15 protein-coding genes are annotated in these 17,034 nt (G+C 63.6%); 8 read left to right on the forward strand and 7 right to left on the reverse strand.

Annotated elements, in window-relative coordinates:
- The first annotated feature begins 1 nt into the window (after position 1).
- Both M5C56_RS14770 and adhP read left to right on the forward strand, forming a co-directional pair.
- The gene (locus M5C56_RS14770) at positions 2–1,438 is read left to right on the forward strand and encodes an NAD(P)(+) transhydrogenase (Re/Si-specific) subunit beta (RefSeq protein WP_103499070.1); all 1,437 of its coding nucleotides are present in this window, start codon (positions 2–4) and stop codon (positions 1,436–1,438) included.
- 79 nt (positions 1,439–1,517) lie between these two features.
- A complete protein-coding gene (gene adhP / locus M5C56_RS14775; protein WP_103499071.1) occupies positions 1,518–2,552 on the forward strand; it encodes an alcohol dehydrogenase AdhP in 1,035 nt (344 codons plus the stop codon).
- Here the strand turns inward: adhP and M5C56_RS14780 are convergent.
- Entirely contained in the window at positions 2,539–5,679 is a 3,141-nt protein-coding gene (locus M5C56_RS14780) for an efflux RND transporter permease subunit (RefSeq protein ID WP_103499072.1), read from the reverse strand. The genes adhP and M5C56_RS14780 overlap by 14 nt on opposite strands.
- Positions 5,680–5,681: 2 nt before the next feature.
- Positions 5,682–6,839: an efflux RND transporter periplasmic adaptor subunit gene (locus M5C56_RS14785; protein WP_103499073.1), complete on the reverse strand. Its 1,158-nt coding sequence runs from the start codon at positions 6,837–6,839 to the stop codon at positions 5,682–5,684.
- Positions 6,840–6,993: 154 nt separating this feature from the next.
- On the opposite strand from M5C56_RS14785, the gene M5C56_RS14790 reads away from it, so the two are divergent.
- Together M5C56_RS14790 and M5C56_RS14795 are read left to right on the forward strand one after the other, a co-directional pair.
- Positions 6,994–7,695 (forward strand): response regulator transcription factor, encoded by a 702-nt coding sequence (locus M5C56_RS14790; protein ID WP_248766930.1) that lies wholly within the window; start codon positions 6,994–6,996, stop codon positions 7,693–7,695.
- 4 nt (positions 7,696–7,699) lie between these two features.
- Entirely contained in the window at positions 7,700–9,004 is a 1,305-nt protein-coding gene (locus tag M5C56_RS14795; RefSeq protein ID WP_103499075.1) for an ATP-binding protein, read from the forward strand.
- 24 nt (positions 9,005–9,028) lie between these two features.
- Here M5C56_RS14795 and rarD read toward each other — a convergent pair whose 3' ends face one another.
- The 3 genes from rarD to M5C56_RS14810 are packed head-to-tail and all read right to left on the reverse strand — an operon-like array spanning position 9,029 to position 11,342.
- Entirely contained in the window at positions 9,029–9,910 is an 882-nt protein-coding gene (rarD, locus tag M5C56_RS14800; protein WP_103499076.1) for an EamA family transporter RarD, read from the reverse strand.
- 7 nt (positions 9,911–9,917) lie between these two features.
- On the reverse strand, positions 9,918–10,892 hold the full coding sequence (locus M5C56_RS14805) for a class I SAM-dependent methyltransferase (RefSeq protein ID WP_103499112.1): 975 nt from the start codon (positions 10,890–10,892) through the stop codon (positions 9,918–9,920).
- A 48-nt stretch (positions 10,893–10,940) separates the two neighbouring features.
- Positions 10,941–11,342 (reverse strand): RidA family protein, encoded by a 402-nt coding sequence (locus M5C56_RS14810; protein ID WP_103499077.1) that lies wholly within the window; start codon positions 11,340–11,342, stop codon positions 10,941–10,943.
- A 315-nt stretch (positions 11,343–11,657) separates the two neighbouring features.
- Between M5C56_RS14810 and M5C56_RS14815 the strand changes: the two genes are divergently transcribed.
- Entirely contained in the window at positions 11,658–12,410 is a 753-nt protein-coding gene (locus M5C56_RS14815) for an Asp/Glu racemase (protein ID WP_103499078.1), read from the forward strand.
- 59 nt (positions 12,411–12,469) lie between these two features.
- Positions 12,470–13,354, forward strand: coding sequence for a LysR substrate-binding domain-containing protein (locus M5C56_RS14820; RefSeq protein ID WP_103499079.1), 885 nt, complete (start codon positions 12,470–12,472; stop codon positions 13,352–13,354).
- Between the two features lie 23 nt (positions 13,355–13,377).
- Here the strand turns inward: M5C56_RS14820 and M5C56_RS14825 are convergent, their stop codons facing one another.
- Positions 13,378–14,820, reverse strand: coding sequence for a SulP family inorganic anion transporter (locus tag M5C56_RS14825; protein WP_103499080.1), 1,443 nt, complete (start codon positions 14,818–14,820; stop codon positions 13,378–13,380).
- A gap of 82 nt (positions 14,821–14,902) precedes the next feature.
- Positions 14,903–15,769 carry a LysR substrate-binding domain-containing protein gene (locus M5C56_RS14830; protein ID WP_103499081.1) on the reverse strand — a complete coding sequence of 289 codons (867 nt, stop codon included), beginning with the start codon at positions 15,767–15,769 and terminating at the stop codon, positions 14,903–14,905.
- A gap of 109 nt (positions 15,770–15,878) precedes the next feature.
- Between M5C56_RS14830 and M5C56_RS14835 the strand changes: the two genes are divergently transcribed.
- Positions 15,879–16,253: a tautomerase family protein gene (locus M5C56_RS14835; protein ID WP_103499082.1), complete on the forward strand. Its 375-nt coding sequence runs from the start codon at positions 15,879–15,881 to the stop codon at positions 16,251–16,253.
- 94 nt (positions 16,254–16,347) lie between these two features.
- Positions 16,348–17,034 (forward strand): GNAT family N-acetyltransferase, encoded by a 687-nt coding sequence (locus M5C56_RS14840; protein ID WP_103499083.1) that lies wholly within the window; start codon positions 16,348–16,350, stop codon positions 17,032–17,034.

The raw sequence follows: 17,034 nt of genomic DNA on the forward strand, positions 1-17,034 counted from the left end.
CATGCTGATTATGACTTCGCAATGGCTGATCGGGCTGGTGTATCTCGGCGCGGCCTTTTTATTGATCTTCGGGTTGTGGCGGATGTCCTCGCCGGTCACGGCAGCGGGCGGCATTCATGTGGCCGGCTGGGGCATGCTGGCCGCGGTGATAGTGAGTTTTCTCTACGTATTTTCCGTGAGTGAAGCGGCCAGGCCGCAACTGCCGGTCAACGTCTGCCTGGCGCTCCTTGCCCTGTTGCTGGGCGGCGGGGCGGCGTGGTGGAGTGGACGCAAGGCGGCCATGACCGCCATGCCGCAGATGGTGGCGATCTACAACGGCATGGGCGGCGGGGCAGCGGCGGCCATTGCCGCCATGGAGTTGTTCGGGCATCGGGTTTTCGATCTCTCGTCGTTGGCGGGCACCTTGTTTGGCGCCCTGATCGGTGCGATCTCCTTGTCCGGCTCCCTGATCGCCTGGGCCAAGCTGGACGGTCGCCTGAACAAGCCATTACGCATGAAAGGGCTGCAACTGATCAACGCCCTGTTGATGCTGGTGACCCTGGGGGTGGGCGCCTGGTTGATGCTGCTCATGCAAGACGCAGGTGGTGCGCCGGGCAATGTCCTCTGGTTGATCGGCGTGTTCTTCGGCTGTGCCTTGCTGTTCGGCGTGTTGATGACACTGCCCATCGGCGGTGCCGATATGCCGGTGGTCATTTCCATCTACAACGCCTTCACCGGCCTGGCGGTCGGCCTCGAGGGTTTCGTGTTGCAGGTCCCGGCGATGATGATCGCCGGCATGCTGGTCGGCGCCGCTGGCGTGCTGCTCACATTGCTGATGGCAAAAGCGATGAATCGCTCGGTCGCTCATGTGCTCTTTGCCCGTTTTGGCGACCAGCCCACTCGCAAGGGAACCGCCATCTCGGGCGAGCTCAAGCCGACGGCGGCAAGCGATGCAGGCGTGGCGATGCGTTACGCGAACAAGGTCATCATCGTTCCGGGCTATGGCCTGGCGGTCGCCCAGGGCCAACAAAAGCTCTATGAGTTCGTGAAATTGCTGCAGGCGCACGGGGTGCTGGTGAAGTTCGCCGTGCACCCGGTGGCGGGGCGCATGCCGGGACAAATGGACGTGTTACTGGCCGAGGCCGGGGTGCCCTACGATCTGATTTTCCAATTGGAAGATATCAATAGCGACTTTCCCGACACCGATATGGTGTTGGTGATCGGTGCCAACGATGTGGTCAACCCCGCCGCGCGCAGCGACAAGTCGTCGCCGATCTATGGCATGCCGATTCTCGATGTCGATAAGGCCCATCATGTCTACGTGGTCAAGCGCGGGGAGGGCAAGGGCTATGCCGGTATCCAGAATCAGCTGTTTTACGGAGAAAACTGCAACATGGTTTACGGCGATGCACAGGCCGTGCTGGTCAAGATGATCGAGGCGGTCAGGGGCTTGGCCTGAGTGATCGGTCGATATTTGTTTTCCTGTTTGCCTGGCAGCGGCCAGACGAGCAACCACCACTCTGAAGAAGGGGCGTCCGATGGAAGGTAAAATGTTGGCGGCTGTTGTCGAAGCGTTTGGAAAACCATTGGTTATCCGGCATCTGGACGTCCCGACAGCCGGACCGGGGATGATCCTGGTCAAGGTCGAAGCTTGCGGTGTGTGTCACACCGATTTGCATGCGGCGCGAGGCGATTGGCCACTCAAGCCAGGGCTGCCCTTTACCCCCGGGCATGAGGGCATCGGCACGGTGGTGGCGCTGGGCAGCGGCGTCACCGCGGTACAATTGGGCGAGCGCGTGGGGGTGCCGTGGCTTTATTCGGCCTGTGGTCATTGCGAGTATTGCCTCCAGGCCTGGGAAACCGTGTGCGCGCAAGCCGAGTTTGGTGGCTACACACGCAACGGCGGATTCGCCGAGTACATCCTGGCGGATCCGGAATATGTCGCGCATATACCGGCGTCGCTGGATCCTTGTGAGGCGGCACCGATCATTTGTGCCGGGGTGACGAGCTACAAGGGCATCAAGGAGGCCGATGTCCGTCCGGGGCAGTGGATGGTTATTTCCGGTATTGGCGGATTGGGCCATCTGGCGGTCCAGTACGCCAAGGCCATGGGGCTGCGGGTGTGTGCCGTGGACATCGACGAGCGCAAATTGGCCCATGCCACCGAACTGGGCGCTGACGCCGTGGTGAATGCCAAGGGCGACGATGCAGTGGCCGCGGTGATTGCCGCCACTGACGGCGGCGCCCATGGGGTGCTGATCACCGCGCCGTCGCTCGGGGCGTTCAAGCAGGGGGTGGCGATGACCCGCAAGCTCGGCACCTGCGTCCTGGTCGGCCTGCCGCCGGGCGACTTTCCCATGGATTTGTTCGGGGTGGTCGCCAATTGCATCACGGTACGCGGTTCGTTCGTGGGTAATCGCCAGGACATGGCCGAGGCCCTGGCATTTGCCGCCCAAGGCAAGGTCAAGGCGGATATCGAGCGCCAGCCGCTGTCGACGATCAACCAGGTCTTCGAGCGGCTGGAAAAGGGCGATGTGGCCGCCAGAGTGGTGATTGATTTCACTCTGGATTGATCGGGGTGGTGGTGGTGGTGGTGGTGGTGGTGGTGGTGGTGGTGGTGCCGCTGACCAGTTTCATCACCACCACAAAAAACACCGGCACAAACATCACCGCCAGCGTCGCCGTGATCATCCCTCCGATCACCCCGGTGCCGATGGCCTGCTGGCTCGCCGAGCTGGCGCCGGTGGCAATCGCCAGCGGCACCACGCCGAGGATAAACGCCAGGGACGTCATGATGATCGGGCGCAGGCGCAGGCGCGCTGCCTGCACCGTCGCATCCAGCAGATCATGACCCTCGTCGTAGAGACTCTTGGCGAACTCGATGATCAAAATCGCGTTCTTCGCCGACAGGCCGATGATGGTGATCAACCCCACCTTGAAGAACACATCGTTGGGCATCCCGCGCAAGGTCACTGCCAGCACCGCGCCAAGCACCCCCAGGGGCACGACCAGCAGCACCGAAGTCGGGATCGACCAGCTTTCATACAGCGCCGCGAGACAGAGGAACACCACCAGCAGCGACAGCCCCAGCAGCGTGGTTGCCTGGGAACCGGACAAACGCTCCTGCAACGACAGGCCGGTCCATTCCAGGCCCAACCCCGTCGGCAACTGCGTCACCAGCCGTTCCATCTCCGCCATCGCCTGTCCGGTGCTGTGCCCGGCCTTGGGCTCGCCGGAAATGGCAATTGCCGGGTAGCCGTTGTAGCGGGTCAGTTGCGCCGGGCCCTGGGTCCACTGCGCCCGGACAAAGGCCGACAACGGCACCATTTTTCCGTTGCTGTTGCGCACATTGATCTTCAGCAGATCGGCCACCTGGCTGCGTTGGTCGCCTTCGGCCTGGATCACCACCCGTTGCATGCGCCCCTGGTTCGGGAAGTCGTTGACATAGCTCGAGCCCAGGGCGGTGGAGAGCAGGGCGCCGATATCGGCAAAGGACACCCCCAGGGCATTGGCCTGCTGGCGGTCGACCTCCAACTGCACCTGTGGCGCTTCGGCCAGGGCGCTTTCACGGACATTGGCCAGCACCGGGCTCTTTTCCGCCGCCGCCAGCAGCTGGGTACGGGCTTTCATCAGCGCCTCATGCCCCACGCCGCCACGGTCCTGCAAGCGGAACTCGAAACCACTGGAGGTGCCGAGGCCATCCACCGGGGGCGGCAGGATGGCGTAGGCCACGGCGTCCTTGATCTCGCCCAACGCCAGGTTGGCGCGATCGGCAATGCCTTGCGCCGAGTCCTTGGCACTACGCGCCGACCAGTCCTTCAGGGTGGTGAAGGCCAGGGCGGCGTTCTGCCCGCTGCCGGAGAAGCTGAAGCCGAGGATCATGGTGGTGTCACCGACCCCCGGCTCCGTGGCGTTATGCGCCTCGATCTGCTCCACCACCTTGATCGTGCGGTTCTGGCTCGCCCCCGGTGGTAGCTGGATATCGGTGATGGTGTAGCCCTGGTCTTCCACCGGCAGGAACGAGGCGGGCAGGCGCATGAAGCACAACCCCAGCACGACCAGCAACAGGCCGTAGACCAGCAGGTAACGGCCGCTGCGTTTCAGCGCATAGACCACCCAGCCTTCATATTTATTGCTCAGCTGTTCGAAACGCCGGTTGAACGCGCCGAAGAAACCGCCCTTGGCGTGATGTTCGCCCGGGGCAATCGGCTTGAGCAGGGTGGCGCACAAGGCTGGGGTCAGGGTCAGGGCGAGGAAGGCCGAGAACAGGATCGAGGTGGCCATGGACAGCGAGAACTGCTGGTAGATCACCCCCACCGAGCCCTGCATGAAGGCCATGGGAATAAACACTGCCACCAGCACCAGGGTGATGCCGACGATGGCGCCGCTGATCTGGCCCATGGCCTTGCGGGTGGCGTCCCGTGGCGACAACCCCTCGTTGGCCATGATCCGCTCGACGTTCTCCACCACCACAATGGCGTCGTCCACCAGGATGCCGATGGCCAGGACCATGCCGAACATGGTCAGCACGTTGATCGAGAAACCCAGGGCCAGCATGGTGGCGAAGGTGCCCATCAGCGCCACCGGCACCACCAGGGTCGGGATCAGGGTGTAGCGGATGTTCTGCAGGAACAGGAACATCACCGCGAACACCAGCAGCATGGCTTCGCCCAGGGTATAGATCACCTTGGTGATCGAGACCTTGACGAAGGGCGAGGTGTCGTAGGGGATCTTGTATTCGACCCCGGCCGGGAAGTAGCGCGACAACTCGTCGAGCTTGGCCCGCACCAGGTTGGCGGTGTGCAGGGCATTCGCTCCGGGGCTCAACTGCACGCTGAAGGCGGTGGACGGCTTGCCGTTCAGGCGGGTGCCGTACTGGTAGTCCTGGCTGCCGACTTCCACCCGGGCGACATCGCCGATGCGCACGCTGGAACCGTCGGGATTGGCCCGCAGGACGATATCGGCGAACTCCTTCGGCGTGCTCAGCTGGCCCTTGACCAGCACCGCCGCGTTGATTTCCTGGGTCGGGCGCGCCGGCAGGGCGCCGATGCTGCCCGCCGAGACCTGGGCGTTCTGCCCGGCCACGGCGGCGCTGACATCCGCCGGGGTCAGGTTGAAACCCACCAGCTTCTGCGGGTCGATCCAGATCCGCATGGCCCGTTCGGCGCCGTACAACTGGGCTTTGCCGACACCGTCGAGGCGCTTGATCTCGTTCATCACGTTGCGCGCCAGGTAGTCGCTGAGGGCGCTTTCGTCGTATTTGCCGTCACTGGAGGTGAGGGTGGCGAGCAGCAGGAAGCCGGCGGAAACCTTTTCCACCTGCAAGCCTTGCTGGGTCACGGCGGCGGGCAGGCGCGGCTCCACCGCTTTCAGGCGGTTCTGCACATCGACCTGGGCCATTTCCGGGTTGGTGCCGGGCTGGAAGGTCGCGGTGATGGTGGCGCTGCCCAGACTGCTCTGGGACTCGAAATACAACAGGTGATCGGCACCGTTGAGCTCCTGCTCGATCAGGCTGACCACGCCTTGATCCACGGTCTGCGCCGAGGCGCCCGGGTAGACGGCGTAGATTTCCACCTTGGGCGGCGCGACGTTGGGGTACTGGGCCACTGGCAACTGCGGGATGGCCAGGGCACCGGCCAGCAGGATGAACAGGGCGACCACCCAGGCGAACACCGGCCGGTCGATAAAGAAATGCGGCATGCTCACTGTCCTTTGGACTGGGCGAGGGGAAGAGGGCTGTCGTCGACCTGCACCCGCTCGCCGGGCCGGGCGTGTTGCAGGCCCTCGACGACGATGCGTTGGCCGGCCTTGAGGCCGTCGGTGACGATCCAGCGATCGTTCTGCACCGCGCCCAACTGCACCGGCTGTTGGCTGATCCGCTGTTCGGCATCCACCAGCAGCACCTGGGCGATCCCGGCGCTGTCACGCTGGATGGCCCGTTGCGGCACGGTGATCGCTTCGCGGTTGACCGCTTGCTCGACGCGGACCCGGACGAAACTGCCGGGCAGCAGGTCGAGGTCCGGGTTGGGGAACTCGCTGCGCAGGATCACCTGGCCAGTGCCGGGGTCGACGCTGATATCGGTGAACAGCAACTTGCCCGGCAGCGGGTAGGCACTGCCGTCGTCCTGGATCAGCGTAGCCTTGGCCTGGTTCTGCCCGACCTGCTGCAACTGCCCGGCGCGCAGGGCGCGGCGCAGGTCATTCAGTTCGCGGGTCGACTGGGTCAGGTCGGCGTGGATCGGATTCAACTGCTGGATCAGCGCCAGGGCGGTGGTTTCGTTCTGGCCGACCAGGGCGCCTTCGGTTACCAGTGCACGGCCGATACGTCCGGAAATCGGCGCGGTGACGGTGGCGTAGCCAAGGTTGAGCCGGGCCCGCTGCACGGCGGCCTTGTTCGCGGCGACATCGGCGGCACTCTGGCGCGCGGCGGCTTCGGCGTTGTCGTAGTCCTGGCGGCTGACGGCGTTACTCTCCACCAGATCGCGGTAGCGCTGGTGTTGCAAGCGGGTCTGGAAGGCATTGGCCTCGGCCTTTTGCAGGCTGGCAACCGCACTGTCGAGGTCGGCCTTGAACGGCGCCGGGTCGATGCGGAACAACACGTCGCCCTGTTTCACGTCGCTGCCCTCACGAAACACCTGCTGCAGCACCACGCCGGCCACCCGCGCGCGGACTTCGGCAATGCGCGGCGCGGCGATGCGTCCGCTCAGTTCGCTATTGATCGACAGGCTTTGGCTCTTGAGGATCTCGACCCGAACCTTGGGCGGGGGCGGTGTTTGCGGGGCATTCGCGGATTTGTCACAGGCGCTCAGGGCCAGCGCCAGGGCTGACAGGCAGAGCGGGGCAAGCAGCTTCTTCAACATAACAGAGTCCCAATAATGGCCCCTGCATGCTAAGGGCCGTGGTCAAGCGGTGCTGTGAAGCTATGTAGGGCGTTGGTGAAAAAGTGTGAAGCTTCTGCTCTCGGACGTGCGTAGGCGTATATCCTTCACGGTTTTCCGCTTCGTAAATTTACCTATGCCTAACATTCTGCTGGTCGAAGACGACAGCGCCCTCAGTGAATTGATCGCCAGCTACCTGGAGCGCAACGGCTACCAGGTCAATGTGCTGGCCCGTGGCGACCAGGTGCGCGAGCGGGCGAAACAGACCCCGCCGGACCTGGTGATCCTCGACCTGATGCTGCCGGGCCTCGACGGCCTGCAGGTGTGCCGCCTGTTGCGCGCAGATTCGGCGACGCTGCCGATCCTGATGCTCACCGCCCGTGATGACAGCCATGGTCAGGTACTGGGCCTGGAGATGGGCGCCGACGACTATGTGACCAAACCCTGCGAACCCCGGGTATTGCTGGCCCGGGTACGGACCCTGTTGCGCCGTAGCAGCCTGGCCGATCCGCAGGTGGCCAGCGACCGGATCCTGATGGGCAACCTGTGCATCGACCTCTCGGAACGCACCGTGACCTGGCGCGAACAGCCGGTGGAGCTGTCCAGCGGCGAATACAACCTGCTGGTGGTGCTGGCCCGGCATGCCGGCGAAGTGCTCAGTCGCGACCAGATCCTCCAGCGCCTGCGCGGCATCGAGTTCAACGGCACCGACCGTTCGGTGGACGTGGCGATTTCCAAGTTGCGCCGCAAGTTCGACGACCATGCCGGCGAGGCGCGCAAGATCAAGACCGTCTGGGGCAAGGGTTACCTGTTCAGTCGCTCCGAATGGGAGTACTGAAACCATGCTGAAGATCCTGGTGCGGCTGTACCTGATCACCATCGTCACCTTCAGTGCGGCGATCTATCTGGTGCCTGAGCTGGTGATCGGGGTCTTCCACGAGCGCTTCATGCGTTACAACATGGACCAGTCGCGGGGCTTGCAGAGCCTGCTGATCGAACAGTTTCGCCAGGTGCCGAAAGAGCAGTGGCCGGCAATGGCCACTCGCCTGGACCAGCGTTTCGGGCCCTTGCAGGTCAGCTTGACCCGTGTCGATGACCCGAGCTTCAGCGCGCCGGAGCAACAACGCCTGCGCGGCGGTGAGGATGTGCTCCGCCTCGGTGATTGGGGCACGCGGACCCTGGCGGTGTCGCCGCTGGATGAGCAATGGGCGGTGGCCCTGCAAGTCCCGCCCGACCCGCTGGACGTGAACCTGTTGTACTGGAGCATGAACGTACTGATTGGCGCGGCGTTGCTGGCCTGCCTGCTGTTCTGGCTGCGCCCGCACTGGCGCGACCTGGAGCGTCTCAAGCAGACCGCTCGGCGCCTTGGCCAGGGGCAGTTGAGCGAACGCACGAATATCCCGCCACGCTCCAATATCGGCGAGCTGGCGGCGGTGTTCGACACCATGGCCGGCGATGTCGAAGGCCTGCTCAACCAGCAGCGTGATTTGCTCAACGCGGTGTCCCACGAACTGCGGACACCCTTGACCCGCCTCGACTTCGGCCTGGCCCTGGCCTTGTCCGAGGATCTGCCGCCGGCGTCCCGCGAGCGCCTGCAAGGGCTGGTGGCGCATATCCGCGAGTTGGACGAGCTGGTGTTGGAATTGCTGTCCTATAGCCGTTTGCAGAACCCGGCCCGCTTGCCGGATCGGGTCATGGTCTCGCTGGACGAGTTCGTCGACAGTATCCTCGGCAGTTTCGACGAGGAGCTGGAAGCCCCGGACACCGTGCTGGACGTCTTGATGCACGGGTCGCTGGACCGCTTTGTGCTGGATCCGCGCCTGACCGCGCGGGCGGTACAGAACCTCTTGCGCAATGCCATGCGTTATTGCGAGCGGCGGATCCAGATTGGCGTCAGGGTCAACCCGGAAGGTTGCGAGCTGTGGGTCGATGACGACGGCATTGGCATTCCCGAGCCAGATCGGGAGCGGATTTTCGAGCCGTTCTATCGCCTGGACCGCAGTCGCGATCGTGCCACCGGCGGCTTTGGCCTGGGCCTGGCCATCAGCCGGCGGGCGCTGGAAGCCCAGGGCGGCACCCTGACCGCTGAGCAATCGCCGCTGGGTGGGGCGCGTTTCCGCTTGTGGTTGCCGACCGTGGCCTGCTAGAGACGCTTCGCTGCTGCGGCTGGATTACTTGCGCCGCTGCTTGACCAGGCGCTTTACCCCTTCCAGCACCAATACCGCCACCGCCAGCCAGATCGGCAGGTAGGTCAACCATTCTCCCGGTCCGATGCTTTCCCCCAGCAACAGGGCGACGATCACCAGCAGCACGGGTTCCACATACCCCAGCAGCCCGAACAGTCCGAAGGCCAGCATCCGGCTCGCCAACAGGTAGCAGATCAGTGCGGCGGTACTGATCACCCCCAGCAAGGGAATCAGGGCATACAGCGCCGGCCGTTGGCTGACCACGGCAAAGCCCTGTTCGCCGTGTTGTACGAACCACCACGCCACCGGCAGCAGCAACATCATCTCGAACCAGAGTCCGCCCAGGTTGTGGGTGGCGTTGCGCCGACGCAACACGAAGTAGATCGGATAGCCGATGGCTACCAGCAGGGTGGTCCAGGAAAAGCTGCCGACCCGGTACAACTCGTTGAGTACGCCACAGAGGGCGAGCAGGGCGGCCACGGTCTGCAGCCGCGACAAGCGTTCGCCGTAGACGATGCGGCCGGTGAGCACCATGGTCAGCGGCAAGAGGAAGTAACCCAGGGATACATCCAGGCTATGCCCGTTGAGCGGTGCCCAGAGGAACACCCAAAGCTGTAAACCGAGCAGTGCCGAAGACAACAGCAATTTGAGCAGCAGCAGTGGCTGCTGCCGGACTCGGACGAGGATCGCGGGGACCAGCTTCCAGTCTCCGGATACCAGCATGAACACCGTCATGCAAGGCGCGGTCAGGAGCATTCGCCAACCGAAGATCTCCTCGCCGTTGAGGGGCGCGAGCAGAGACGTATAGAAATACATGATGGCGAACAGGCAGGACGCCAACACCGATAAAACGATACCTCTGGACACAACAGCCTCACGCAACAGTGGATTCGGTTTTTTCCGGCAGGATAGCACCCTGCTTGAACAACAAGGCCTTCAACCCGCTTTCAGCGTCGATATCGGGGAACTCCGGCGGATTGTCCAGGCGGCGTTCGAACAGCATGCCCGGCGCTTCGCGGGTCACGCCATCGATCAGGAAGTCCGAACCCACGGCCGGATCGTTCATACAGGCGAGGACCCGGCCGTCGGCGCTGAGCAGTTCCGGCAGACGGCGCAAGACCCGCTGGTAATCCTTGCTCAACAGGAAGCTGCCTTTCTGGAAGGACGGCGGGTCGATGATCACCAGATCAAACGGGCCGCTGCTGATGACTTTGCCCCAGGACTTGAACAGGTCGTGGCCGAGAAAGCCGACCTTGCCCAGGTCGTGGCCGTTCAGGCGATGATTGTCACGCCCACGGCTCAGGGCCGCGCGGGACATATCCAGGTTGAGCACATGGGCGGCCCCGCCGGCGAGCGCCGCCACGGAAAAGCCGCAGGTGTAGGCGAACAGGTTCAGCACCCGCTTGCCCTGGGCATTGGCCCGCACCCAGTCGCGGCCGTAGCGCATATCGAGAAACAGGCCGTTGTTCTGTTTCTTGCCCAGGTCGACCTGATAGCGCAGGCCGCCTTCGGTAATGACCCATTCCTCAATGGCCTGGCCCACCAGCCATTCGGCGGGGCTCAGGGGCAGGTAACGATGGTGCAGCAATAAAGTGTGTGCACCGCTGGCCAGCCAAGTGGGTGACTGGCTGATCTCCATCAGCAGGTCCTTGAGGGCTTGCAGTTGCTCGGGCTCCGGCTCCTTGAACAGCGACACCAGCACCACGCCCTGCAGCCAGTCTACGGTCAGTTGCTCCAGTCCCGGCCAGCAGCGGCCCCGGCCGTGGAACAGGCGCCGGGTTTCCGCGGGGGCGGCCGCCAGGGCCGTGAGCAGGTGAGTGTGGAGGGTGGACAAGGCGTCGGGGTTCATCAGGCGGTGCCGGCAAGGAAAAAGGGCCGGCATTCTAACCCTATCCGTCTATTTCGCTGTGGGTTGTACCGCCACGCATTTGATTTCCACCAGCAGCCCCGGGTGGGCCAACTCCGTTACGCCGACGCAGGTCCAGGCGCACCGGCCCTTGGGGAACACCCGGTTCTTGACCTCGCGGAATACCGCCATGTGCCGGGACATGTGCACGTGGTAGGTGGTCATCTCGACCACATCCTCGAAGGTACAACCGCCGGCGGCCAGCACCAGGCGCAGGTTTTCCCAGGCCGCCGCGAACTGCCGGGCGGGATCCTCGATGACCTCCAGTTGCGGCGTGCGGCCCACCTGGCCCGCGCAGTAGAGCGTGGCGCCGACCTTTACGGCAGGTGCATAACCCGCGCGTTCGGCAATCAGGGTCATGGATTCCGGGATGATGATTTCACGGTCAGTCATTGCGTGCTCCGCCACATTCACAAGAGCGCCGAGGGTAGCGTATTGCCACACCGGTGTGCCGTTCAGCGACGTTGTGCCGCATGAGCCGACCCTTGTTGTTCGCCCCGATCTGCCATCGTCATCCGCGATGGCAGGCTCGCCAATGCCTGATATACGCCTCAAAGGGCCCTTATTAAGATCGGTTTCACCGCGACCCTTTCTCTCGCCTCTGTTTCCTGTGCCATCGCCGCACTCATGGTGTTCACGCTGCAGGAAACCAAAGGCGTCCAACTTACCAGCGGCAACTGATCCGCCCCCTTGATAGAGAACCGACCCATGAAAAACTTCCGAATCGGCCAGATTGTGCCCAGTTCCAATACCACCATGGAAACCGAGATCCCGGCGATGTTGACCTCGCGCTACTCGCTGTTTCCCGAGGAGCACTTCACGTTCCACTCCTCGCGTATGCGCATGATGCACGTCAGTCCCGAAGAGCTGAAAAAGATGGATATCGACAGCGATCGCTGCGCGCTGGAGCTCAGCGATGCACGGGTCGATGTCATGGCTTATGCCTGCCTGGTGGCGATCATGTGCCAGGGCGCGGGTTACCACAAAGTCTCCCAGGAGCGCCTGGGCAAGACCGTCGCCGGCAACCACTCGAACGCCCCGGTGCTGAGTTCCGCCGGCGCGCTGATCGACAGCCTGAACCTGCTCGAATACAAGAAGGTCTCGATCATCACGCCGTATATGAAGCCCCTGACCCAGCAGGTCATCGACTATATCGAGGCGGCCGGGATCGAAGTGGTCGACTCCATCAGCCTGGAAGTCTCCGATAACCTGGCGGTCGGTCGCCTGGACCCGATGAACCTGGTGGCCCACGCCGACAAGCTGAATATCGGCCAGGCCGACGGCGTGGTGCTGTCGTGCTGCGTGCAGATGCCCTCGCTGCCGGCGATCCAGATCGTCCAGGATCGTCTCGACAAGCCGGTGCTGTCGGCGTCGGTGGCAACGGTCTACCAGATGCTGAAACATCTCGGCCTCAAGGCCCAGGTGCCGAACGCCGGGCATCTGTTGTCCGGGGCGTTCTGAGTCGGCAGCGGACGGGGTACTATGGGCGCCACTCAGGCCCGTATGCCCCGGTACCGCCCATGAAGCTCGATCCCGTCTCCCTGCGACTCTTTGTCAGTGTCATCGAAGAGGGCACCATTGCCGCCGCCGCCAAGCGCGAACATATCGCCGCGGCGGCGGTGAGCAAGCGGCTCAGCGAGCTGGAAGAGCTGCTCGAGTCGAAACTGCTCAATCGCACCAACAAGGGCATTACCCCCACCGACGCCGGGCTGTCGCTGCTGTTCATGGCCCGCAGTGCGCTGAACAACCTCAACGAAATCGTCGTGCAGATGCGCGATTACTCCCATGGTCGGCGTGGCTCGGTGCATGTCCTGGCCAATATCTCGGCCATCACCCAGTTCATGCCGGGGCTGGTCAAGTCCTTCATGACCGCGTACCCGCTGATCAATATCAGCCTGGAAGAACAGCAGAGCCTGGCGATTACCAAGGCGGTGGCGGAAAACCGCGCCGAGATCGGTATCTTCACCCGTCTGCCCCATGGCGCGGACATCGAAGTCTTCCCGTTCCGCAGCGACCGGCTGGTGCTGCTGGTGCCCGACGATCACCCGTTGGCGGCGCGGGAGTCGGTCAGCTTCGGTGAAACCCTGGATTATGAATGCGTCGCCTTGCGCAGCGGCACCCACCTCAATTTCCAGCTGATCAAGGCCGCCAACGACCTGGGCCGCTCGTTGAAAATCCGCATGGAAGTGTCCAGCTACGACGCGCTGTGCCTGATGGTGCAGGCCGGGGTGGGCATCGGCATCATGCCGCAGGGCAGCGTGGGGATTTACAACCTGAGCGGGACCCGGGTGGTCGGACTCGACGAGACCTGGGCCTGCCGTGAACTCAGTGTCTGTGTGAGGTCGCGCGAGGCGCTGTCGGTCGCCGCGGGACTGTTTCTCGAGCACCTGATCGCGGAGTGCTGAGCCTCAGCGCTGCGCGGCGCGGCTTATTGGTGCGCGCCGGCGCGCTTGAGCAGGCGCTTGCAACGTTCGGACAGGTGAAACACCTGCAGGTGCTTGCCGACCTTCTCGTAGCGCTCGCGCAGGGTCATCAAGGCGGCAATGGCCGAGTAGTCGACGAAGTTCAGGTGGCGGCAGTCGAGGGTCACCTGGGCGGGGTCGTTGGCCGGGTCGAACTGATTGAGAAAGGGCGCCGTGGAGGCAAAGAACAGGGTGCCATGCAGGCGGTAAAGCTTGCTGCCGTCGGCCTCCAGATGGCTGTCGGCGTACAACTCCCGGGCTTGCTGCCAGGCGAAGTTGAGCGCGGCGACGACGATCCCGCAGAGCACGGCGGTGGCGAGGTCGGTGAACACGGTGATGACGGTTACCGCGAGGATCACCAGCACGTCATTCAGCGGCACCTTGTTCAGGACCCGTAGCGAGGCCCAGGCGAAGGTCTGTTGCGCAACCACGAACATGACCCCGACCAGGGCCGCCAGCGGGATACGCTCGATAAAGGGTGAGAGGAACAGGATGAACAGCAGGATCATCACCCCGGCGACGATCCCGGACAGCCGGCCGCGACCACCGGAACTGAGGTTGATCACGGTCTGGCCGATCATGGCGCAGCCGCCCATGCCGCCGAACAGGCCGGAAACCATGTTGGCCACGCCCAATGCCGCGCATTCGCGATCCGGGTAGCCGCGGCTTTCGGTGATCTCGTCGGTCAGGTTCAGGGTCAGCAGGGTTTCCAGCAGACCGACCATGGCCATCAGGAACGCGTAGGGGGCGACGATCCGCAGGGTTTCCAGGTTCCATGGCAGTTGTGGCAGGGCCAGCACCGGCAGGCCACCGGCAATATGCGCCATATCGCCGAGGGTACGGGTCGGCAGGTCGAGCAGGTACACCGCCAGGCCCACGCCAAGGATCGCCACCAGTGCCGGCGGCACGCTGCGGGTCAGGCGCGGTAGCAGGTAGACGATGGCCATGGTCAGCAGCACCAGCCCGCTCATCAGGTACAGCGGCTTGCCACTCAGCCAGGTTTCGCCGCTCTTGAAGTGTTCCAGTTGGGCCAGGGCGATGATGATCGCCAGGCCGTTGACGAAACCGAGCATCACCGGGTGCGGCACCATGCGCACCAGCTTGCCCAGCCGCAGCAGGCCGAAGGCGAGCATGATCAGCCCGCCCAGCAGCACGGTGGCGAGCAGGTACTGCACGCCGTGTTGCACCACCAGCGCGACGATCACCACGGCCATCGACCCGGCGGCGCCGGAGATCATGCCCGGGCGTCCGCCCAACAGCGCGGTCAGGGTGCAGATGATAAAGGCGCCGTACAGGCCCATCAGCGGATTGAGGTGGGCGACCAGGGCGAAGGCGATGCATTCGGGCAGCAGGGCGAAGGCGGTGGTCAGTCCGGCCAGGGCGTCGGCGCGCAGGCGTTGGGGTTTCATGGCGTACCTGAAAGACGAGCCGGCAGCACCGGCGGCGAAAAGAAGGGGGCGGATGGTACGCAATTGAATGGGCGGCGGCCAGTTAGCGCAGTTCGGCGAGGCTTGCCTGGATCAACTCGGACAGCTGTCGTACCGCCGCTGTCGGCGCCGCCACGGCCTGGTGCAGGACATAACCGAGCATGGGCAGCGCCGGCAGGCTTTCAATCAGCGCAAGCTGAGGGGGCAGGCCGATGCGGGTGCGTAAAGTGATACCGAGTCCGGCCGATACGGCGGCCCAGATGCCACTGACACTCGGGCTGGTCAGCACCACTCGCCAGGGGATACGCGCCTGGTCCAGGGCCTTGGTTGCCGCGCTGCGCAAAATGCATGGCGCATCGAAGACCACCAGGGGCAAAGGCAGGTTGTCGGCAGGAGAGGGCGCCGGCAACTCGCGCGAGCCGATCCAGTGCATCTGCGTTTCACCGAGGCGCGTGGCGTGCGGGGTGCTGGCGCCGGCTTCCCAGGCCAGCGCCAGGTCCAGGCGGCCATTCTCGATCATCGATAACAGCTCGGCGTTGCGGGCGATGCTGACCTCAAGGCTGACCAGTGGGTGGACCCTGGAAAAACGCCGCAGTACGTCGCTGAGCAGATGTTCGGCGAAATCATCCTGCAAGCCGATGCGCACCGTGCCTTCGATACGGGCGCCTTGCAGACGGCTGAAGATCTCGTCGTTCAGTTCCAGCAGGCGCCGGGCATGGCTGAGCAGGGATTCGCCCGCTGCCGAGAGGATCAGGCCGCGCCCCGACTTTACCAGCACGGCGCTGCCGACCTGGCTTTCGAGCTTCTTCAGTTGGGCACTGACCGCCGAGGTCGAGCGCCCCAGGCGTTCGGCGGCCTTGGCGAAGCTGCCAAGCTCGACACCGGTGACAAAGGTGCGCAGTACATCCAGGTCGAAGGTGGGGTGACGCATGAGTAATCATCCACTTATTAGGGATTGTGGGTTCTATCTAATCTGATATTCGGAACTATCGTCGCTGGTTAACCTGCCTCCGTCAAATCAACACTGTGTTGGAGGTTGTATGCCTTTTGCCCGTATTTCCCTGCATCGGGGCAAGTCCCCCGAGTACCTTCGCCGATTGTCCGAGGAGCTGCATGAGGCCCTGGTGGAAAGTTTCGAGGTACCGCCTACCGATCGCTTCCAGGTGATTCATCAGCACGAGGTGGGCGAGCTGATCTTCGATCGCGACTACCTGGGCGGGCCGCGCAGCGAGGACTTTGTGCTGATTGCGATTACCGCCGGGCGCATCAGGGATACCGCGACGAAACAGTGCTTTTATCGGCGGTTGGTAGAGCGGCTGAGTGTGGCGCCGGGGATTGATCCTGAGGATGTCATGGTGGTGATCAGCACCACCCAGGCCGATGAGTGGTCGTTTGCGGGAGGGCGGGGTAACTGACACACCGCCTGACCCGGGCAAGACCGGTTATCATGCGCGGCCCTTCGCTGCCGACTGCCGAGGGTGCGTCTCAACCCTCGGAGCCCGATGTTCGATGTCCACGATCACCTTGTTTGAAACCCCGCCCCCGGAGTCGATCCATAGCCAGATCCAGCAGATGGTCGTGGATTACGTCACCGACGTCAGTCAGGTGGCTATTGCGCCGAGCAACCCGCTCTACAACCTGTATCAGTATGGCGTCGGTTATGAGGTGCATCTCTATATGCAGGCGATGGACGGCTCCAAGGGCCTGGCCGTCGAATTGATCGTGGCAACCGATGCCCGGGATCCCGAGAAGGTCATCGGTTTCCTGCTGTATTTACCGGTCAAGGATGATCCGCAAGCCTGCTCGATCGCTTATATGGCGGTGCGTGAAGGCCATCGGCGCCAGGGTGTGGCGCGTGCGATGCTGCAACCGGTGCTCCAGCGCTATCCCCACGCGGAACTGGCCTGTGTCGTCGGCAAGGTGCCAGTGTTCGAGGCCCTGGGTTTCCAGGTGCTGGCCGCGCGCGGGCCGCAGGTATTGATGAATACCCGTGACCACGGCACGGACGGGCTGGTGGCGGTGCTGGATATCGCGCCGATCTATCGTTCCCTGGAGGTGCGACAGATTCATGCCTACCTGTTGCAACAACACGGCAAGCGCGCGATGGTCGACGCCGAGAAGCAGCGTGACCGCCAGCTCGACCAGATGACCCGCCACGCCAGGGCTTTTGTCCTGGAGCGGCTGGGCGACCATTGA

Source organism: Pseudomonas sp. MWU13-2862 (assembly GCF_023242495.1).
Lineage (GTDB): Bacteria > Pseudomonadota > Gammaproteobacteria > Pseudomonadales > Pseudomonadaceae > Aquipseudomonas > Aquipseudomonas gingeri_D.